Consider the following 19,776-nt stretch of genomic DNA (forward strand, 5'->3'; position numbering starts at 1 on the left):
CCCACGAAGGCCCGCCATGCCATCTGTTTCCCGACATCCATTTGTGTAACGATACACATCTAGCATGGGCACCATGGAACCCTCCCGAGGCTCGAAGCGGGTGACCCTGGCCCAGGTGGCGGAGGCTGCGGGCGTGTCGGTGATGACCGCCTCCTACACCTACAACCGGCCGAACCGCGTGTCGGACCGGACGCGGGCGAAGGTGCTGACCGCCGCGACCCGCCTGGGTTATCCGGGTCCCGACCCGAGTGCCCGATCTCTGCGCAGGGGCAGCACCCGCACGCTCGGCGTGGTGATGGGCGAGCACCTCGGCTACGCGTTCGACGACCCGGAGGCGGTGTCCTTCCTCGCGGGCATCGCCGGGATCTGCACCGAGCACGGCTACGGCATGACCATCGTGCCGACCACCGGTGCCGCCGACGACGTCTCCCGGATCACCGACGCCGCCGTCGACGGGTTCATCGTGTGGACGACGTCCGACGACGACCCCGTCCTCGCGGCCGTCCGGGCGACGAAGCGGCCCGCGATGGTCCACGGCGGGCCCGCGGTGGACGGGATGGGCCTGGTGAGCATCGACAACCGCGCGGCCGCCCGCGCGGTGGGCGCCGCAGCGTTCTCGGGCGCCGCGCGCCCGGCTGTACTCAGCTTCCCGCTCGCTCGGGACCGGACAACCATGATCACCACCGGCGAGGATCTCCCCGATGTCCTCTTCCCGGTGACGCGCGAGCGCTTGGAGGGTTACCGCGAGGCGGCCGAAGCCGCCGGGACCGCCTGGCAGGACGTGACCGTCGCCGTATGCGCGCGAAACGACGCCGCCGAGGCCGAACGCGTCGCGACGGCCCTCCTGACCTCTGCGGAACCGCCCGACGCGATCGCCGCGATGAGCGACCAGCAGGCGTCCGGGGTCGTCCAGGCGGCGCGCGCCGCCGGCCGCGCCGTCCCGGACGACGTGGCGGTGACCGGCTGGGACGACGCCGCGGTGGCCGCGCAGCTGGGCCTGACCACGGTCGCCCAGTCCCTGCGCACCCAGGGCGCGGCCTGCGCCGAGGCGGTCCTGGGCCAACACCCGGTCTCCCAGTCGGCTCCATGGTCCTTGATCCGCAGAACCAGCACCCGCCACACCACCTAGAACCGGGGACGCATGACCCGGGATGCGAGACCCGGCAACCGAGCCAAGATATGAACGACCGGAACCCGCAAGAACCGGAAGTCGCGAGAAGCAGAAATCACGGAGGCCGGGCGTCGCGGAGGCCGGGCGTCGCGGGGACGGGTGTCGCGGGGGACGGGGCGTTGCGGAGGCCGGGCGTTGCGGAGGCCGAGCGTCGCGGAGGCCGAGCGTCGCGGAGGCCGAGCGTCGCGGAGGCCGAGCGTCGCGGAGGCCGAGCGTCGCGGGGACGGGGCGTTGCGGCGGGCCGGGCGGCGCGGGGACGGGGCGTTGCGGCGGGCCGGGCGGCGCGGGGACGGGGCGTTGCGGCGGGCCGGGCGGCGAACCAACCAAGAGCGCGGGACTGGCGGCGAGTGGGACCAGGAGCGCAAGGCCGGGGCGCGAACCAACCAGAAGTGCGGGACTGGCGGCGAGTGGAGCCAGGAGCGCAGAACTGGGGCGCGAACCAACCAGGAGCGCGGGACTGATGGCGAGTGGGATTAAGGGCGCGGGGCTGGGGGCGAACGAACCCGAGGCGTGACGACCGAGGGCGAACGAACCGAGGGCAGGAGAACCTGGAGGGAACGAGTCCTGAAGGGGCACGAGAACCTGGAGGCCCGAGGATCCAGCCGGAAGGTCCTGAGTGGTTCCCCGCGAGGTTCGCTGTCCGTCGGACGTGTGCTCGTTAATCGTTGGTCGTTTGGCCGTGGTGGGGGCGGCGCTGCGTACGGGGCCGCCCCTCCAAAGTCAAGGGCGCCTTCGGCGTCGCTTCGCGATGGGACTTCGTCCCACCCTTGACTTTGGAGCCTCTGCGGCCCCTGGTGCAGCTTTCGTCGGGCAGGCTCCGCCTGCCCCCGCCCGACGCGCCGCCCCCACCCCAGCCAAGAGGGCATGATTCAGTGCGCGTTCACCAGGGGATGTGTCATGGGGTGCTCCCGGCCCAAAGATTTGGTGCAGCGGCTCGTGTCGTCGGGGGCGTGAACCGCTTTGCGGAGGCGGTGCGGGCGCCGCCGGGTGCGCTGATCGATTGACCGCCAGCGCGGGTTGCTTGCCTTCCGCCAAGTCGACAAGCCACTGAGCCGCTCCGGCAACCGGCCGCACCCCACCCACCGCAGCCCGCAGTGGGCACGGCTGGGCGCCTTTCCGACGGGGTTCGAACCTTCGCGCCCCGACTTCAGAGCCCGACACCTCGCGCTACCGATCCCGGCAGGACGAGGGGAGACCTGTACATCTATGCCTAACCCGTCGACCGCCCACCCGTATGCACAGTGAGCGGGTGCCGCAGTGCAGCACCGGGACGGGCCTGAGACACCTACTCCGGCGCCTCAACCATGTACACGCCACAGAACAGGAGAGGGCGTCGCCGAACAGCGCCAGAACCGAACCTGAGACACCCACCACTCGGACCGTCGACCGCGCACGCGGGGGCCTGTCGGAGAGGCTGCGGGTGAGGTGGTGATCAGCTTGCCGGTCAGGGTGATGCGGTCACCGTAGTGCGGTGCCCGGGCGGTCGGCGCGCGCGACCTTTCAGCCGGGTGCCTTGTGGTCACGGGGGGCCGGTTCTTCAGCGGCTGGCGGATGACCGGGTAGAGCAGCTCGAGTGCTGCGTGCTCGGTGGCGAGGCGACCGCGTCGGCGGGTGGTCTGGCGGAGCCGGGCGTTCAGGTTCCTGACCGCGTTGGCGGTGTAGACGATCTTGTGGATCTCGACCGGGAACGCAGGAACGGGGTGAACGTCGGCCGGGCGTCCCGCCATAGCCGGATCACCGCCGGGTAGCGGTCGCCCCACTCAGCCTCGAACTCGGTGAACCGCTGCTGGGCGGCGGCCTCGGTCGGGACTGTCTGGTCTGCCGCAGGTCGCGGATGCACTGGCTCCAGGGTGCTCTGGAGGTATGGCGCAGAGACGAGCGGGCCAACTGCACCACGTACGGCTGTATGGGGCCTACGGCCTGATCTCCTCGCTCGCCTCCGGTAGTTCCTTGAGGCCGTCGCGGGGGGATGGAACTACCCCGCACGCCTCGGTTGCGCGGTCCGGTGCGCACGCCCATTCGGCGCCCACCCCGCAGTCCCAGCACGTTGCGCTCTCGGCGGGGCTGCTGATGTCCAGCGCTACGTAGATCGGGCGGTTGGACACCGGTCTTCGCGAAGCTTCATACACGGCGCGTCGATCAGCAACACCGGATACCCCGCGTCCAGCGGCCGGGGCGCGCCAGGCCTCCATCTCGGCAACGACCCTCAAGCCCACTCTGCCGAAGGAATTCGGGTGGGTTGCAGGCATGGGGCTACCGGCCATTGCCGTGGGGCAATGGCCGGGCGGCCCGGCGGGTCAGGCGGCTTCGGCCCAGGGTGGGGGGCGGCTGGGGGCGCTGATCGGGAGGACCTTGAGTGTGCCGGGTGGGTGAAGGCGGTAGAGGTATCGGCCGGTGGTGGGGTCGTGGGTGGTGTGGATGTGTTGGGGGTTGGTGTGTTTGTAGCGGTTGTGCCATCCGCAGCACAGGGCGAGTTTGTCGATGTCGGTGGGGCTGTCGCCCAGGGCCCATCCGTTGACGTGGTCGACTTCGCACAGGGTTGCGGGGACTTGGCAGCCTTGGACGGCGCAGGTGGGGTAGAGGGTTTCCAGGACTTGGCGTTGGGCGGCGGTGGCGAAGCGGACCTTGTGTCCCAGGTAGAGGGGTGTGTGGCCGCCTGCCAGCAGGAGGGGTGAGACTCCGGCCGTCAGGGCGATGCGGCGGGCCTGTGCGGCGGGGATGGGGGTGCCGTCGGTCAGGCGGGCGGGGGTGGGGCTGCCGGTGAGGGTGTCCAGGTCGCAGATGACGGTGACCTTGGTGGCCTTGTGCCCGCCGGACAGGACGCTGGTCAGCGCGGCGGCGGTGCGCTCGGACAGGTCGCGGTGGTCCTCGGGCCCGGCGGGCTTGGCCAGCGGCGCCAGGGTGCCCTCCCAGACGGCGGCGTCCTCGGCGTTGAGCCAGCCCTTGATGTAGCGGCCGCCGTCCAGCGAGCGGGTGGAGTCGATCCAGGACCGCTCGTAGCCGCGCTGCACGTCCTCGGGCGCTTCCTCACGCCCGTCGCGTTCGGCGATGACCTCACGGATCCGCTTGCCGAACGCGGCCACCTTTCCGGCCGAGCAGGACTGGTCGACCATACCGAGCAGGATCTGTTCGGCGGCACGGCAGTCGTGGTCGTCGAGGCGGGCGACCGCACCGGCGATGGTGGCGGCGTAGCCGAACGAGACCGTCCCGCGCTCCCAGCGGGAGGTGAGCTCGGTGAGGCGGTGCCGCTGGCGGGCCAGGTTGAGTCGCTCTTTGGCGCGGGCGTCGCGCAGGCCCAGCCGGTTGCGCAGCCAGGATTGAGTTGAGGGGAAGCCCCACCGCTGCACTTCCCGGCTGGTGTCGACAACGCCGACGAACCCGGCGAGCGCCGCCTCGTTCATATCTCCGGCCGAGGCGAGAGTCTCGGTCAACTCCATGCAGGCCGCCGCCGACTCCGGTGGAGTGCGGCGAGCGAGTTCGGCCGCGATCGCCGACGCGGCGTTCACCAATTCCATGGTGGACGCCCCGTCCAGATCAATTGCGATCGACCTCATGCATAAATGATAGCCGCTTGATCTTCACCCACACCCCCAATTCCCGAAAATTCATCGAACGAATTATCGATCATGGCAAATCCAGAGAGGGACAAGACTCTGCAATTTAGACAAAAGGATCACGTCCGGCAACGAAACGCGCCCGCTGAGAATCCTTGCGTCGCAGGCCCGACGCCCACCCTGTCCCTTGAAACGCTCTTGGCTGGGGTGGGGGCGGCGCGTCGGGCGGGGGCAGGCGGAGCCTGCCCGACGAAAGCTGCACCAGGGGCCGCAGAGGCTCCAAAGTCAAGGGTGGGACGAAGTCCCATCGCGAAGCGACGCCGAAGGCGCCCTTGACTTTGGAGGGGCGGCCCCGTACGCAGCGCCGCCCCCCACCACGGCCGAACAACAAACGATCGAGGAACGAACAAACGGGCAATTTACGATGCCGCCGGGAACTCCAGTGAAGACTCCACTATCCAGGCATCCGAGAACGCGGCACCCATCCCGCATTCTCTTCCGATCAAACTCCCCCGCAAATTACCTTGGCCGCAATTCACCCCTGCACACGGCCCAACTCCGCCGCTGCCCAAAGCTCGCCCGCGAACCAGCCCAAACGCCCAAGCAGGCCCGCGAACCACCAAGCCCACGAAGCAACCCAAGTCCACGAAGCAACCCAGCCCACGCCCAACCCAGCCGCGAACCAACCCACCCGCGAACCAGGCCGTCCGCAAACCAACCCATCCGCGAACCCGAGCCGCCCGCGGACCAAGCCCGCCCGCGGCCCCGAAAGAGCAGTGGTCAGCCGAAGCGGCCGGTGATGTAGTCCTCGGTGGCCTTCTGCTCCGGGTTCGCGAAGATCTTGCTGGTGTCGTCTATCTCGATGAGCTTGCCGGGCTTGCCGGTTCCCGCGATGTTGAAGAACGCGGTGCGGTCGCTGACGCGCGCGGCCTGCTGCATGTTGTGCGTGACGATGACGATCGTGTACTGCGTCTTCAGCTTCTCGATCAGGTCCTCGATCGCGAGCGTGGAGATCGGGTCGAGCGCCGAGCATGGCTCGTCCATCAGCAGCACCTGCGGCTGGACGGCGATCGCCCGCGCGATGCAGAGGCGCTGCTGCTGCCCGCCCGACAGGCCGGCGCCGGGCTTGCCGAGCCGGTCCTTCACCTCGTTCCACAGGTTGGCGCCGCGCAGCGACTCCTCGACGACCTCGTCGAGCTGGCTCTTGCGGCGGACGCCGTTCAGCTTCAGCCCGGCCGCCACGTTGTCGTAGATCGACATGGTGGGGAACGGGTTGGGCCGCTGGAACACCATGCCGACGATGCGCCGCACCGCGACCGGGTCGACGGACGAGTCGTAGAGGTCCTGGTCGTCCAGCATGACCTTGCCCTCGACCCGGGCGCCCGGGATGACCTCGTGCATCCGGTTCAGGGTGCGAAGGAACGTGGACTTGCCGCAGCCCGACGGCCCGATGAACGCCGTCACCGAGCGCGGCTCGACCGTCATCGAGATGTCCTCGATGGCGTGGACGCCGCCGTAGTAGGCGTGCAGCCCGGATACCTCGATCCGCTTGGCCATGGGGTCAGGGTTCCTTTCTCTGGGTCAGCGGGCTCCGCGAACGGCGCGGCTGCCGGATCGCACACGGCTGGATCGCACACGGCTGGATCACACGCGGCTGCGGGGACAAGATGATCAGCGCCCCGTGGGGGCCTTGCGCCGCGCGACGAACCGGGCGACCAGGTTGAGCAGCATGATGATCCCGATCAGCACGAGCGCGCCCGTCCAGGCGCGGTCGATCGAGTTCTGGCTGGGGTCGGCCGCCTGCTCCCAGATGAAGGTCGGCAGCGAGGCCTGCGCGCCGTTGAACGGGTCGTTGTTGATCGCCTTGGTGAAGAAGATCGTGAGCAGCAGCGGCGCGGTCTCGCCCATCACGCGGGCGACCGCGAGCATCACGCCGGTGACGATTCCGGTCATCGCGGTCGGCAGGATGACGAAGCAGACCGTCCGCCAGCGCGGCACGCCGAGCGCGTAGGACGCCTCGCGCAGGTCGTTCGGGACGAGCTTGAGCATCTCCTCGGTCGCCCGCACGACGGTCGGGATCATCAGGATCGTCAGGGCGAGCGACCCGGCGAGTCCGGAGAAGTCGAAGCCGAACGTCAGCAGCCACAGGGCCAGGACGAACAGGCCCGCGACGATCGACGGGATGCCGGTCATCACGTCCACGGTGAAGCTGATCACCTTGCCGAGCCGCCCGTTCCCGGCGTACTCCACCAGGTAGATCGCGGTCAGCACGGCGATCGGAACGGCGATCAGGCTGGTGATCAGCACCTGCTCCAGCGTGCCGATGATCGCGTGGTAGGCGCCGCCGCCGGCGTCGCTGCCGCTGACGGCGTTCATCGAGAACTGGAAGAACGTCAGGTCGAGGCGCTTGAACCCGTTCACGGCCACGGTCCACAGCACCGAGACCAGCGGGATGAGCGCCAGCGCGAACGCGAGGTAGACCAGGCCCTGGACGGCCCGGTCCTTGATCTTGCGTCCGGTGGAGACCGGGGCGAGCCGGGCGCCGGGCCCGGGCTTGCTGGTGGAGACGGCGGTCACACGAACTCCTTCCGGCGCGCGACGACCGCGCGGGCGGCCATGTTCACGAGCAGGGTGATCACGAACAGGACCAGGCCGGAGGCGATGAGCGCGCCGCGCCCGGTGACGGACGCCTCGGCGAAGCTGTTGGCGATGTTGGAGGCGAACGTGGCGCCGCCGTTCTCCAGGATGTGCCAGTTGATCCCGGGGACGAAGGTCAGCACCATCGCAACCGCGATCGTCTCGCCCATGGCGCGGCCGAGGCCGAGCATGGCGCCGCCGATCATGCCGGAGCGGCCGTAGGGCAGCACCGCCATCCGGATCGTCTCCCAGCGGGTGGCGCCGAGCGCCTGCGCGGCCTCGACGTTGGCCCGCGGCACCTGCAGGAACACCTCGCGCGAGATCGACGAGATGATCGGCAGGATCATGATCGCCAGCACCACGGAGGCGGTGAAGATCGAGTTCTTGCCCGGGGAGTCGCCGCCGAACAGCGGGATCCACCCGAGCGCCCCGTTCAGGAACTTGCTGATCCCCTCCATGTGCCGGGACAGGAAGGCCAGGCCCCAGAGCCCGTAGACGATGCTCGGCACCGCCGCGAGCAGGTCCACGACGTACCCGAGCCCGGAGGCGAGCCGCCTCGGCGAGTAGAAGGAGATGAACAGCGCGATGCCGACCGCGACCGGGGTCGCGATGAGCATCGCCAGCAGCGAGGAGGCGACCGTCCCGAACGCCAGCTGCGCGATGCCGAACCTCGGCGGCGCCGCGTTCGGGTTCCACTCCTCGGCGGTGAGGAAGTTCGCCTTGTTGTCCTGGAGGGCCGGGATCGCCTTCCACACCAGGAAGACCGCGATCGCGGCCATGATCAGCAACACGATGATGCCGGAACCGCGGGCCGCCGAGACGAAGATCTTGTCTCCGGCCCGCCCGGTGCCCATCCGCATCCCGGCGGCACGGCGATCGACGCCGGTGGCCGCCCGGACCCCGGTCTCGCTCGTCACGGGAGGTCCTCCTTCGATCATGTCGGCGGAACCCGCGGCGGCCCCGCCGCCGAAATCATCGGCGGCGGGGCTGCGGTTTCCGTTTTCTGCTGTCAGGACAGGGCCTTGACGGACGCCTGGACCTTGGTCAGCACGCTCTGCGGGAGGGGCGCGTAGCCCTTGTCGACCAGGATCTTCTGGCCGTCCGCGCTGGAGGTGTAGGTGAGGAAGGACTTGACGAACTTGCCCTGCTCGGCGGGCAGCCCCTTCTCGCACGCGATCTCGTAGGTGACCAGGACGATCGGGTAGGCGCCCGGCTCCTTGGTCGAGTAGTCGATCTTCAGCGCGACGTCGTTGCCGGTGCCGACGACCTGCGCCCCGGCGACGGCCTTGGAAGCGCTGTCGGGGGACAGCTCGGCGTACTCGCCCGCGCCGTTCTTGACCTGCGCGGTCTGGAGCTGGTTGTTCTTCGCGTACGACAGCTCCACGTAGGAGATCGCGCCCTCGGTGCTCTTCACCTGGCTGCTGACGCCGTCGGACTTGGGCGCGCCCTGGCCGGTGGAGTTCGGCCACTTCTTGGCCTTCTCCCACGTCCAGACCTTCGGCGCGGTGGTGTGCAGGAAGTTCGTGAAGTTCTCGGTGGTGCCGGACTCGTCCGAGCGGTACACCGGCTTGATCGGCTCCGACGGCAGCTTGGCGCCGTCGTTCTCCTTGGCGATCGCCGGGTCGTTCCAGGTCTTGATCTTGCCGGAGAAGATGCTCGCGAGCGTCTCCGGCGAGACCTTCAGCCCGTCCGCGCCCTTCACGTTGTACACGACCGCGATCGGGCCGACGACCATCGGCAGGTTCAGCGCGTTGCTCCCCTGGCAGCGCTTCTGCGCGGCGGTGGCCTCTTCGGGCTTGAGGGCCGAGTCCGAGCCGGCGAACGACACCTGACCGCTCGTGAACGCCTGGATCCCGGCGCCCGAGCCGCTCGGGTTGTAGTTCAGGTTGGCGCCCGCGCACTTGGACGAGTAGAGCTTCGTCCACTCCTCCATCGCGTTCTTCTGCGCGCTGGAGCCGGCCGCGTTGACGCTGGCCTTGGCGCAGTCGATGTCGCCGGACGGCGCAGCGCTCGAACTCGCCGTCGTGTTGTTGTCGCTCCCGCAGGCGGAGAGGGCCAGCGCCCCCGCGACGACCACACCGCCCAGGGCAGCGAGTCGGGAACCGTTCTTCACCGGAGGGTCTCCTTGAGTATCGTCGGGCGGGTCCCCCGAGCCGCCCCGGCCCATGTCGGCCGGACGACGGGTTCGCCGTCGAAAGCGACGCTAGGCAGGCGAGGTGACCAGCCGCCCCGATCCAGGTGAACGGCGAATGAACGCAGACGCGCAGAGTTGCGAAGAATATCCCGATATGTCGTGGACACAGGGTTAACAGCGCAGCTCAGAAGCCCAAAATCCCGGTCGAGGCAACCTCAAGGAGGGTTGGCCCGCCGGGATCCGGGTAACCACGGGTTCTCCCAGGTGGGAGGGGCTGTGCGGCGAGGCTGCGCGGAGGCTATGCGGAACTTATGCAGGGGCTCTATGCGGTGGCCGTGCAGGGGCTATGCGGCGGCCGTGTAGGGGCTATGCGGTTGGCGTACATGACGTCCACGGCGTGCTGGGTGAAGCCCAGGGACTCGTAGAGGCGGACGGCCGCGACGTTCGATTCGTCCACGTACAGCATGATCTGGTCCATGCCGATGTCGCGCAGGTGGTGCAGGCCCCGCAGGGTGAGCGTGCGGCCGAGCCCGAGGCCCTGCGCGGACGGGTCGACGCCCACGACGTAGACCTCGCCGATGCCGCCCGGGTGCACCTTCGTCCAGTGGAAGCCGACGAGCCGCCCGTCCCGCTCGGCGAGGAAGAAACCGGCCGGGTCGAACCAGTCCTCGGTCTCGCGCTCGCGGACGTCCTCCATCGTCCAGGCGCCCTGCTCCGGGTGGTCGGCGAACGCGCGGGCGTTCACCTCCAGCCAGGCGCCCTCGTCCCGGCCCGGCTCGAAGGCCCGGATCGAGACGCCCTCGGCGGCGCTCGCCTCCGGCAGCGGGTCGGCCGCCGGGCGCCTCATCTGGAACAGCGCGCGGGCCCGCTGCATCCCCTCGGCGGACGCCAGCGCGGCGGCGGCCGGAAGATCACCGTGTGCCCACACCCGCAGCGGGCCGCCGGCCTCGTCCCGCAGGGCGCGCAGCAGCGCCCGCCCGTGCCCCCGGCGCCGGTGCTCCGGGTGGACGACCAGCTCCCCCGCCGCGGGCTCCCCAACTGAAGCCGCATCGGGAGTAGAAGCCTGATCGCGAGCAGAGGCCGGATCGGGAGCCGAGGCCGCATCGGCAGGAGAAGCCGCATCGGGAGCCGAGGCCGGGTCGAAGTGGGCATAGGCGACGACGGCGCCTCTATCGGACACTGCAAGCCCCGAGCGGCCGCCCCGCAGGGCCAGCAGGGCGTGTTCCGACAACGGCCCCACACCGTCGGTCTCCGTCGCCGCCAGCGCCAGCGCCAGCACCTCGGCGACCTCTCCGTCCCCCAGCGTCCCGCGCGCCCGCAGCTCACTCACGCCCCACAGCCTATGCCGACGCCACCAGGCCCCCGCGAACCCGTCCTGGCGGGCTGTTCCCCAACGCCGGCCGCCGGTTCGTCACGTTGCGGCATGTCGCCCTCGCCGGCCGCCGCAGAGGGGGCATCATGGCCGCGAGCCGACGCGCCCGGTGAGCCCCGCTGGTCGCCGCACCGGCGGACCCACACCAAGCGAAACCCCCAGACCGCATGTTCCCTGGTCAATTCGTCATAGAAACGTCATCAGGCCGCCGAGTCCCGTATGCCGATCGAATCTAACGTCCTCAGAATGATTCGACGACGCACCTTCCTGGCCTGCGCCGCGGCGGGGCTGACGGTCGTGGGCGTGGCCGCGCAACCCGCCGCCGCGCGCCCCGCGCCGACCGCGTCCGTGCGGCTCCTCGCACTGAACGACTTCCACGGCAACCTCGAACCCCCGTCCGGGAGCTCCGGGACGGCCATCGACGAGAACGGCAACGCCGTTCCCGCGGGCGGCGCCGCCTACATCGCGGCCCACCTCAAGCAGCTGCGCAACCGCGACACCCTCACCGTCGCGCAGGGCGACCTGATCGGCGCCTCGCCGCTGATCTCGGCCGCCTACCACGACGAGCCGTCCGTGCAGTTCCTCGGCGACGCCGGCGTCACGGCGTCGGCGGTGGGCAACCACGAATTCGACGAGGGCTACCAGGAGCTGCGGCGCATCCAGAACGGCGGCTGCCACCCCGTCGACGGCTGCTCGCCCGCGGGCAGGTGGCGCGGCGCGAAGTTCGACTACCTCGGTGCGAACGTCCTGCTGAAGAAGAACGACAGGCCCGCGATCAGGCCGTGGACGATCCGCAAGATCAACGGCGTCCGGATCGGCATCATCGGCGTCGTCACCAAGACCACCCCGAGCATCGTCACGGCCGAGGGCATCAAGGACCTGAAGTTCCAGGACGAGGTCGAGGCGGCGAACCGCGCCGCGCGCGAGCTGAAGCGCCGCCACGTCCGCGCGATGGTCCTGCTCGTGCACGAGGGCGACCAGGTCAAGTCCGGTTCGCGGCCGGACGAGTGCGGCGTCGTGCCGGGCGCCGGGACGCGCATCGCCCAGCAGGCCGACCCCGAGATCGACATGGTGCTGACCGGGCACACGCACCAGCAGTACGTCTGCTCGGTGAAGGACCCCGCGGGCAGGCCCCGGCTGTTCTCCTCCGGCTCCTCCTTCGGCCGCGTCATCACCGAGGTCAACCTCAAGGTGGACCGGCGGACCGGCGACATCGTCCGGTCCTCGGTCACCGGCGACAACCACGTCGTGACACGGGACGTCCCGCCGGACCCGGCGACGGAGCGGTTCGTGCAGACCTGGAAGGACCGGGTCTCCGTGATCGCCGACAAGCCCATCGGCAAGATCACCGCCGATGTGACCCGGGCCCCGTCCGCCGCGGGCGAGACCGCGCTCGGCGACGTCATCGCCGACGGCCAGCTCGCCGGCACCAAGGACCTCGGCGCCCAGGTCGCGCTGATGAACCCGGGCGGTGTCCGCACCGACCTCGTCTACAAGGCGAGCGGCTCCGAAGGCGACGGCGTCGTCACCTACGGCGAGGCGTTCGCCGTGCAGCCGTTCAGCAACGTGATGGGCGTGACGTCGCTGACCGGCGCGCAGATCGACGGCCTCCTGGAGCAGCAGTGGACGTCCGCCGGCGAGAAGATCCTCCAGCCGTCGGCCAACCTGCACTTCACCATCGACCGCGCCAAGCCGGTCGGCGACCGCGTCTCGGCGATCACCATCGACGGGGCCCCGGTCGACCCGGCCGCCACCTACAAGGTCGCGGCGAACAACTTCCTCCTCGGCGGCGGTGACGGCTTCACCGTCTTCACCGAGGGCAAGGACCAGGTCCTGGGCGCCATCGACCTGGACGCGTTCGTCGCCTACTTCAATGCGCAGGGCACGATCTCCCCGCCCGCGCTGGACCGCATCTCCGGCAAGTGATCACACGCGTCCCGGGCGGGTGACCACACGCTCCGGCGGGTGATCACGCTCCGGGCGGACGATCAGAACCGCGGCCCGTGTCCCGGGCGCCTCACGGCGCTCGGGGCGCGGGCCGCACGCATGTCCGCTCGACGCTTCGCGCGGGGGCGGATCAAGGCCTGATCGGGGCCGGAGCGGGCCGGATCAAGGCCGGATCGGGGGCGCCGGAGCGGCCTCGCGGATCACGCGCCGAAGAAGTGGACCACGTAGTAGACGGCCGCCGCGACCGCCGCCGCGGCCGGCATCGTCAGCACCCAGGCGACGAGGATGTTGCCCGCGACGCCCCAGCGCACCGCGGAGAGCCGCTTGGTCGCGCCCGACCCCATGATCGCCGAGGTGATCGTGTGGGTGGTGGAGATTGGAGCGTGCCAGATGAACGCGGTCGCGTACAGCACGAGGGAGGCGGTCGCTTCCGCGGCGAAGCCCTTCGGCGGATCGACCTCGATCACCTTGCGGCCCAGCGTGCGCATGATGCGCCACCCGCCCGCGTAGGTCCCGGCCGACAGCGCGCCCGCGCAGGCGATGATGACCCACCAGGGGACGGTCTTGCCGTCCGAGTGCCCGGTCGTGACCAGCGCGAGGACGATGATCCCCATCGTCTTCTGGGCGTCCTGCAGCCCGTGGCCGAGCGCGAGGGACGCGGCGGACATGGTCTGCGCGATGCGGAAGCGGCGGCCGACCCGGCTCGGGTTGGACCGCCGGAAGATCCACAGGATCGCGACCATGGCCAGGTAGGCGAGGCAGAACCCGACCACCGGCGACAGCACCATCGGCACCGCGACCTTGTCGACGACGCTGGACCAGTTGACCTCCGACAGCGAGGCCAGCCCGGCGCCGACGACCCCGCCGATCAGCGCGTGCGAGGACGAGGACGGCAGCCCGAAGTACCAGGTGATCAGGTTCCAGGTGATCGCGCCCAGCACACCGGCCGCGACGACGGTGAGGCCGTGCAGCCCGGTCGGCGGCGTGATGACCTCGCTGATCGTCTTGGCGACGCCGACGCCCAGCAGGGCCCCGATCATGTTCATCGCGGCGGCCATGCCGAGCGCCACCCGCGGGGTGAGCGCCCGGGTCGAGACCGCCGTGGCGATCGCGTTGGCCGCGTCGTGGAACCCGTTGGTGTAGTCGAACACCAGGGCGACCACGACGACGAGGATCAGCACCCCCGTCTGCGCGCCCGAGCGGAGCCCGAGCGCGCCCGCGATCATGACGACCAGCACGCCCGCCAGCAGGAGCAGCCAGGCGCGGCCGGAGACCCGGCGCGTCGCCTGCTCGCCCAGCGTCTCGGCGGCCGGGGACTCGCGGGTGAGGGTTGAGCCGGCGTCCTCGGCAGCGCTCATGATTCCTTGACCGCGATGGTCTCGACCGTGTTCGCCACGTGCTCGAAGGCGTCGGCGGCGTCCTCCAGCCGGTCGATGATCTGCTTCAGCTTCAGCACGGTCAGGGTGTCGTACTCGCCGCTGAACAGCTGCGCCAGCAGCTTGCGGTAGACCTGGTCGCCCTGGTTCTCGAGCCGGTTGATCTCGATCCAGTACTCGTTGAGCTCCTTCATCGACCGCAGCTTCGGCATCGCCTCGGCGGTCAGCTCGGCGGCACGCTCCAGGACCTCGACCATGTGGACGATGCCCTTCGGGAACTCGTTGATCTTGTACAGCACAACGAGGTCCGCGGCCTCCTCCATCTCGTCCATGACGTCGTCGATCGTGGACGCCAGCCGGTAGATGTCCTCGCGGTCGAAGGGCGTGATGAACGTTTCGTTCAACCGCCGCATGATCGCGTGGGTGTTCTCGTCGCCCGCATGCTCGCAGGCGCGCATCTTCTCCGCGATCGCCGCGCGGTCGGCGCCGTCGCTGATGAGTTCCACGAGCAACCTGGCGCCGGTGACCAGGTTGTTCGCCGAGTCGGCGAACATGTCGTAGAAGCTGTCCTCACGCGGCGTGAGACGCAAGCGCACGTCGTTCTCCTGAAGGGCCGGAACAGTCCGCAGAGGATCGTAGGCGCAACCAGCCGTAAAAAGAACCTTTGCCCTAGCTTCGACTGCTGTCCGCCATCCTCTCACCTACAAGATTGCCCTAGATCAGGAGGTACCTACCCCGCCGGAAGCCCCCTATCTGGCGGAACGCCCGCCGGTTCGGGCCCTGCGGGGCGGACACGCAGGGCGACAGCGATGATCATGAGTGAGATTCGTTACAGTGCCGCGACCTGGGCTCCGGACTACGGCGCGGCTAAAAAGACGAACCGGGGACGCCGAAACGGCGTCCCCGGCAGCGGTGGTTCAATCCCGTGGCGTCAGCTCACGACGACCGGCGTCGCCGGACCCTACTCCGAGCACTATGTCGATCTCCGCGACGGTCAGCGGACGCTCCGCCGCGGCCACCGCGCTCAGCATCTCGGCATAGAGTTCGATCTCGTCCAGCGCAACGCGGTCGTGGACGCGCAGATCGAGGTTCTGGCGCACCGCGTCCACCTCCGTTCGTTCCCCACACCCGTCGTCGAGGCTACGCGTCTCGCCCAGGCGGGCACATGACCCAAGAGGGCCATTCGAGGGCCACCTCGCCCCTGTCCGTCCGGGGGAGGCCGCCACGCGCCGCCGGGCGGCGGCATCCCGCCGCTCTCGGGAGCGGAACCCGTGCCCCCTGGTCTTCCCGGGTGGTGCCCGTCTGATGCGCGGAGCCACGCGCGCGGCCCATCACCCATGGCACGAACGGGCCAGTCACCGCCTCTTCGGGCAGACCGGTCACCGTCCCGGCTGGAAGCCCTGCCCTGTCCCCTGGTGGCCTGTCCCCTGGTGGCCTGTCCCCTGGTGAAGGGCTCCGAGCATCTGCTCCAGCGACGATTCCGGCAGGTCGCGGACGGTCAGCCGCGCCACGGTCGCGGCGTTGACGTCGGCGCCCGCGAGCCGGGCGGCCTGCCGCGCGACGGTCTGCTCGAACAGCGCGCGGACCGTCCGCGCGTAGGCGAACTGCGGGTCCTCCCGCATCCGTGAGAACCGGTTGAGCAGCTCGACGCGCAGCTCCTCGTCCAGCATGTAGAGGTCGCGCTCGGCGTAGCTCTGGAACAGCCGGACCATGTCGCGGTCGCCCATCCCGGTGAACTCCAGGATCCGCCCGAACTGGGCGCGGAACGCGGGGCTGCCCGCGAGGAAGCCCTCCATCTCCGCCGCCGGGCTGGAGCAGGCCACGATGAACCTGGCCCTGCCCTCCGCGCCCCGCTTCATGCGGCGCAGCAGCTCCTCCACGACGGCGGGAGAGCGGTCGAGCAGGTGCGCCTCCTGGATGAGCAGCACGCCGCCGAGCGCCTGGTCGACCATGCTCGCGACCCGGTTCTCGGTGTCGGCCCGGTCCCGTCCCGCCAGGTGGACGGGACGGCAGGCGACCACGTGCCCGGAGCTGAGCAGCCCCAGCGCCGCGTAGATGCCGCCGACGAGGCCGGCGACCGTCGTCTTGCCGGTGCCGGGCGGCCCCGTGAAGACCAGGTGCCGCGGGTCGTCGCCGGAGACCCCGTACCGGGCCCGGTCGGCCGCGAGACCCGCCTCCTCGGCCAGCTCCAGCACGGCCGCCTTGACGTCCTCCAGCCCGGTGAGCTGGTCGAGCCGGTGCAGGTAGCCGTCGATGTCGCCGGCCGGGCGCAGCGCCGGCTCGATCCCCTCGGCGACGCCCGCGAGGTCGTCCGGGGTCAGCACGAGCCGGTCGTGGGACGCCCCGGCGCGCTCCATGTTGCGCTGGGCGGCCTGGTCCAGGTACGCCTCGACGAGCCGCGCGTTGACCAGGTCTCCGGGCCCGCGGAGCCGCTCCAGGTCGGCGCGGGCGGCGTCCATGGCCGCCGCGCCGATCGTGACCCGCCGCTCCTCCGCCAGCAGGTGCAGCAGCGTCATCCGGTTGTCGAGGTCGCCGAAATCGGGCAGCCGGTGGACGCGGAACGCCTGGACGAGCTTCGGGTGGTCCTGGATCAGCCGCTTGTAGGCGCGCGGCTCGCAGGTCGCGATCACCGGGGTGGTGTTCACCGGGTCGCGGCGGGCGCGGCGCACCGCCCCCGCGACCGCTCCCGGGTCGGCCGCGCTGCCCACGGCCACGTCCAGCCGCTCGAAGAGGATCACCGGGCCGGGCTGCCCGAGCAGCTGCGCGATCCGCTCGGGCGGCGCGTTCCGGACGTCCTCGGCGTCGTGCGCGCGGATCGACCCGTCGCCGAGGCCCGCGTTGGCGAGCGTCAGCGCGATCATCCGGGAGAGCCGGCGCTGCCCCGAGTGCGGGTTGCCGACCAGCAGCACGCCGGGCACGCCCGCACCGATCGAGCTGGGCGCGCCGTCCACGCGGGTGCGCTCGATGTCCTCGCCCGCGGGTGCGTTCCACTCCTCGGCCTGCGCCTTCAGGTCGCCGAGCAGCACGGCGGCGTCGTGCTCGCCGTACACGAAGCCGAGCCCGAACCGCTCCAGTACGCGGCGGGTGCTGCGGTCGCTCGGCGGCGGGATCTCGCTGACGGGCTGGTCCGGCGAGGGCGTGTCGTCCAGGAAGTCGAAGTCGCCGACCATCGTCTGGGACATGAACTTCGTCCCCGGGCCGCCTCCCGGGACGGGCGGCGCCGGATTCGCCGGGCCCTCTTCGAGGTCGTCGGGGCCGAGGACGCGCGTCCCCGGCGGCTGCCCCTGCGCGGGCGGCGGGCCCTGCTGCGGTGGGCTCTGCTGTGGCGGGCCCTGCTGTTGTGGGCTGCCCGCGTCCTCCACGCGCGTCGAGTACGGGTCGAACGCCTGGGGCTGCGGCTCGGGCGGGGGCTGCGCGGGGTTCGCCGGGCCCGGCTGGACGTTCGGCTGGGGCGGCGGAGCGGAGCCCGCGGGTTGGTAGCCCAGCTGGGTGTACGGCGGCAGGAAGTTGTCGTCCTGCTTCTCCTCCTCTGGCGGGGAGAAGCCGCCGAGCTCCTGCGGTGGCGCGGGCGTGTGGCCCGCCTGGACCGGCTCCGGCGCGGCGGGCTGGGACGGGGATGCGGGCTGGGACGGGGAGAGCGGCGGGCTCTGCATGGGCGCGGGCGGTGCCGGGCTCTGCATGGGCGCGGGGTTCTGGATGGGCGCTGGGCTCTGCACGGGAGAAGGGCTCTGCGCGGGGGCCGGCGGGGCCGCGCCGGGACGCTGGAAGCCGAGTTCGGTGTACGGCGGCGCGGCGCTGCCCTCGTCCTTGTCCTCCTCGGCGGGGGAATGGCCGCCCATGACCGGATCCGGGGAGGCGAAGCCCGGGGAGTTGAACGCCGCCTGCTGGCCCTGGCCGGGCGCCGGGGTCTGGGCGTGCCCGGCGGCGGGCCCGGGCGCGTTCTCCCAGCCGGGCTGCGCCGGCGGCTGGACGAACGGGCGGTCGGGCTCGGACGGCGCGAAGTTCGCCCCGGAGGCCTCCTGCGGCGACGCGCCGGGAGCGATGCCGGGCTGGCTCGGCATGTTGAACGGGGACGGCTGCGACGGCGCCGGGTTGGCCGGGGGCGTGGACGTCGGCGCGGCGGCCGTGGCGCGGGCCCGGTTGCGTCCGATGATCCCGGCGACGACCGCGGTCGGGACGGGGAAGCCGCGCGGCCTGGCGGGCATGCCGCCGAGCCGGCACCACGCGAGGTCGACCTCGTACATGGCCGCCAGCAGCGACTCGGCGCCCGGCCCCGATCCGGCGGCCGACCGCAGCGGCTCCGGAAGCCGCATGTCCTGCGGCCACAGCCGGCGCAGCGGATGCCCCCTCTGCTCCGACACCGCCTGGACGGTGTAGCGGATCTCAGGGTCGAGCCAGGGGACGATGGTGCCCACCATGTCCTTGCGGACGACGTCCAGATCGGCGGCCAGCAGGGCGGCGGCCACGAGCCGGGGCTCGATGTACGCCGGTTCGGCGGGGTCGCCTGACAGGTCGGCTATCAGCTCGCTGAGCGTGTAGAAGGCGTGCCGGAAGTTGTCGCCCGGCGAGCTCTCGTTCCTCAGCGCGGGGACCAGGTGGGGCGGGCACCGCGTCAGCCACTGCTGGACGATCGCCTGGTCTCCGTAGGGCAGCGCCCCGTAGTCGACGGTGGGGTTGGACAGGGTGTTGCCCAGGATGGCGAGCAGCGCGTCGGCCCTCACCTGGAACCGGACGTCGTCGCGCAGCGCGCTGGCGACGGCCCACATCGTCCGCAGGACGACGACCGCCGCGTCCACCCGGCTGGCGCGCAGCCGCTCGGAGTAGAGCGCGACCAGCGTCTCCAGGGCGGGCGGGGTGAGCCAGCGCGGGCCGTCGACGTCGGGCAAGGACCTCGCGCGGTAGGGCTTCCACAGGTCGAGCATCTGGGCGTCCAGCCGCGAGTCGAACGCGGGCGCGGCGGAGCACCACAGCATCACGCCCCAGGCGACGGCGACGGTGGACGGTGTCTCGCTCGTGAACTCCCGCCACCAGTGGGGGTAGTCCGGCGCGGCCAGGGTGGCGGCGGACTCGACGGTCGAGCGGACCCGCGAGGTCAACTCGGTCGCGAACCCGTGCGCGACGAAGGGCAGCCCGGACGGCGGGTCGTAGGAGAAGTCGGGCCCGGCCGGGATGACGTGCGGCGGGAGCGCCGGCACCTGGCCCGCCCGCTGCTGGGCGGGCCTCGCGGCCATCCGGACGGCGGGGATGCGCGGCGGCGGGCACAGGTACCACTGCCCGTCGGACGGGTGGAGCCGGTACCAGCGGGCCCACGCGCCGAACAGCCACCACGTCCCGTCGGGGAGGACGAGCATGCGCCCGGCGATGGCGTGATGGCGCTGCTGCGGGGGCGCCGACGGCCACCACGCGGCGGCCACCATCGCCCTCGTGTCGCGCTCTGCCTCCGTGAACGGATCATGCCCAGCCTGGGGGCTGGGCGGCGGAGCACTGCCATAGCCCGGTCCCCACACCACGATGGTCATGGTAGTCAGCAGAATCGCGCCGGGACTCCCCCCACCGGCCCATTCACCGCGTCCCCGCAGGTCAGG

Annotated in this window: 12 protein-coding genes; 2 read left to right on the forward strand and 10 right to left on the reverse strand. The window is 71.0% G+C overall.

Annotated elements, in window-relative coordinates; translation table 11 throughout:
* Positions 1–73 precede the first annotated feature (73 nt).
* Positions 74–1,129, forward strand: a complete 1,056-nt coding sequence (locus FKD65_RS18525) for a LacI family DNA-binding transcriptional regulator (RefSeq protein WP_141578687.1) — start codon at positions 74–76, stop codon at positions 1,127–1,129.
* 2,339 nt (positions 1,130–3,468) lie between these two features.
* Here FKD65_RS18525 and FKD65_RS18540 read toward each other — a convergent pair.
* The 6 genes from FKD65_RS18540 to mshD form a co-directional block, all read right to left on the reverse strand.
* Entirely contained in the window at positions 3,469–4,725 is a 1,257-nt protein-coding gene (locus FKD65_RS18540; protein WP_141578690.1) for an HNH endonuclease signature motif containing protein, read from the reverse strand.
* A gap of 780 nt (positions 4,726–5,505) precedes the next feature.
* Positions 5,506–6,282, reverse strand: a complete 777-nt coding sequence (gene pstB / locus FKD65_RS18545; protein WP_141578691.1) for a phosphate ABC transporter ATP-binding protein PstB — start codon at positions 6,280–6,282, stop codon at positions 5,506–5,508.
* A 114-nt stretch (positions 6,283–6,396) separates the two neighbouring features.
* Positions 6,397–7,302, reverse strand: coding sequence for a phosphate ABC transporter permease PstA (gene pstA, locus FKD65_RS18550; RefSeq protein ID WP_141578692.1), 906 nt, complete (start codon positions 7,300–7,302; stop codon positions 6,397–6,399).
* Complete coding sequence (gene pstC / locus FKD65_RS18555; protein WP_205718864.1) at positions 7,299–8,222, reverse strand: phosphate ABC transporter permease subunit PstC; 924 nt, start codon at positions 8,220–8,222, stop codon at positions 7,299–7,301. Before pstC ends, pstA begins: the two co-directional genes overlap by 4 nt.
* A 149-nt stretch (positions 8,223–8,371) precedes the next feature.
* Positions 8,372–9,475 carry a phosphate ABC transporter substrate-binding protein PstS gene (gene pstS / locus FKD65_RS18560; protein WP_141578694.1) on the reverse strand — a complete coding sequence of 368 codons (1,104 nt, stop codon included), beginning with the start codon at positions 9,473–9,475 and terminating at the stop codon, positions 8,372–8,374.
* Positions 9,476–9,818: 343 nt separating this feature from the next.
* Positions 9,819–10,826, reverse strand: coding sequence for a mycothiol synthase (mshD, locus tag FKD65_RS18565; RefSeq protein ID WP_240810226.1), 1,008 nt, complete (start codon positions 10,824–10,826; stop codon positions 9,819–9,821).
* 288 nt (positions 10,827–11,114) lie between these two features.
* Between mshD and FKD65_RS18570 the strand changes: the two genes are divergently transcribed.
* Complete coding sequence (locus FKD65_RS18570) at positions 11,115–12,794, forward strand: bifunctional UDP-sugar hydrolase/5'-nucleotidase (protein WP_141578696.1); 1,680 nt, start codon at positions 11,115–11,117, stop codon at positions 12,792–12,794.
* A 221-nt stretch (positions 12,795–13,015) separates the two neighbouring features.
* Here FKD65_RS18570 and FKD65_RS18575 read toward each other — a convergent pair whose 3' ends face one another.
* From FKD65_RS18575 to FKD65_RS18590, 4 genes are all read right to left on the reverse strand, one after another.
* A complete protein-coding gene (locus FKD65_RS18575; protein WP_302931609.1) occupies positions 13,016–14,173 on the reverse strand; it encodes an inorganic phosphate transporter in 1,158 nt (385 codons plus the stop codon).
* The gene (locus tag FKD65_RS18580; RefSeq protein WP_141578697.1) at positions 14,170–14,787 is read right to left on the reverse strand and encodes a DUF47 domain-containing protein; all 618 of its coding nucleotides are present in this window, start codon (positions 14,785–14,787) and stop codon (positions 14,170–14,172) included. The genes FKD65_RS18575 and FKD65_RS18580 overlap by 4 nt, the downstream gene beginning before the upstream one ends.
* A 321-nt stretch (positions 14,788–15,108) precedes the next feature.
* Positions 15,109–15,300, reverse strand: coding sequence for a hypothetical protein (locus tag FKD65_RS18585; protein WP_240810227.1), 192 nt, complete (start codon positions 15,298–15,300; stop codon positions 15,109–15,111).
* Between the two features lie 270 nt (positions 15,301–15,570).
* The gene (locus FKD65_RS18590) at positions 15,571–19,710 is read right to left on the reverse strand and encodes an AAA family ATPase (RefSeq protein WP_141578698.1); all 4,140 of its coding nucleotides are present in this window, start codon (positions 19,708–19,710) and stop codon (positions 15,571–15,573) included.
* Positions 19,711–19,776 lie beyond the last annotated feature (66 nt).

It is taken from the genome of Actinomadura sp. WMMA1423 (genome assembly GCF_006547145.1).
In the GTDB taxonomy this organism is placed as follows: Bacteria; Actinomycetota; Actinomycetes; order Streptosporangiales; family Streptosporangiaceae; genus Spirillospora.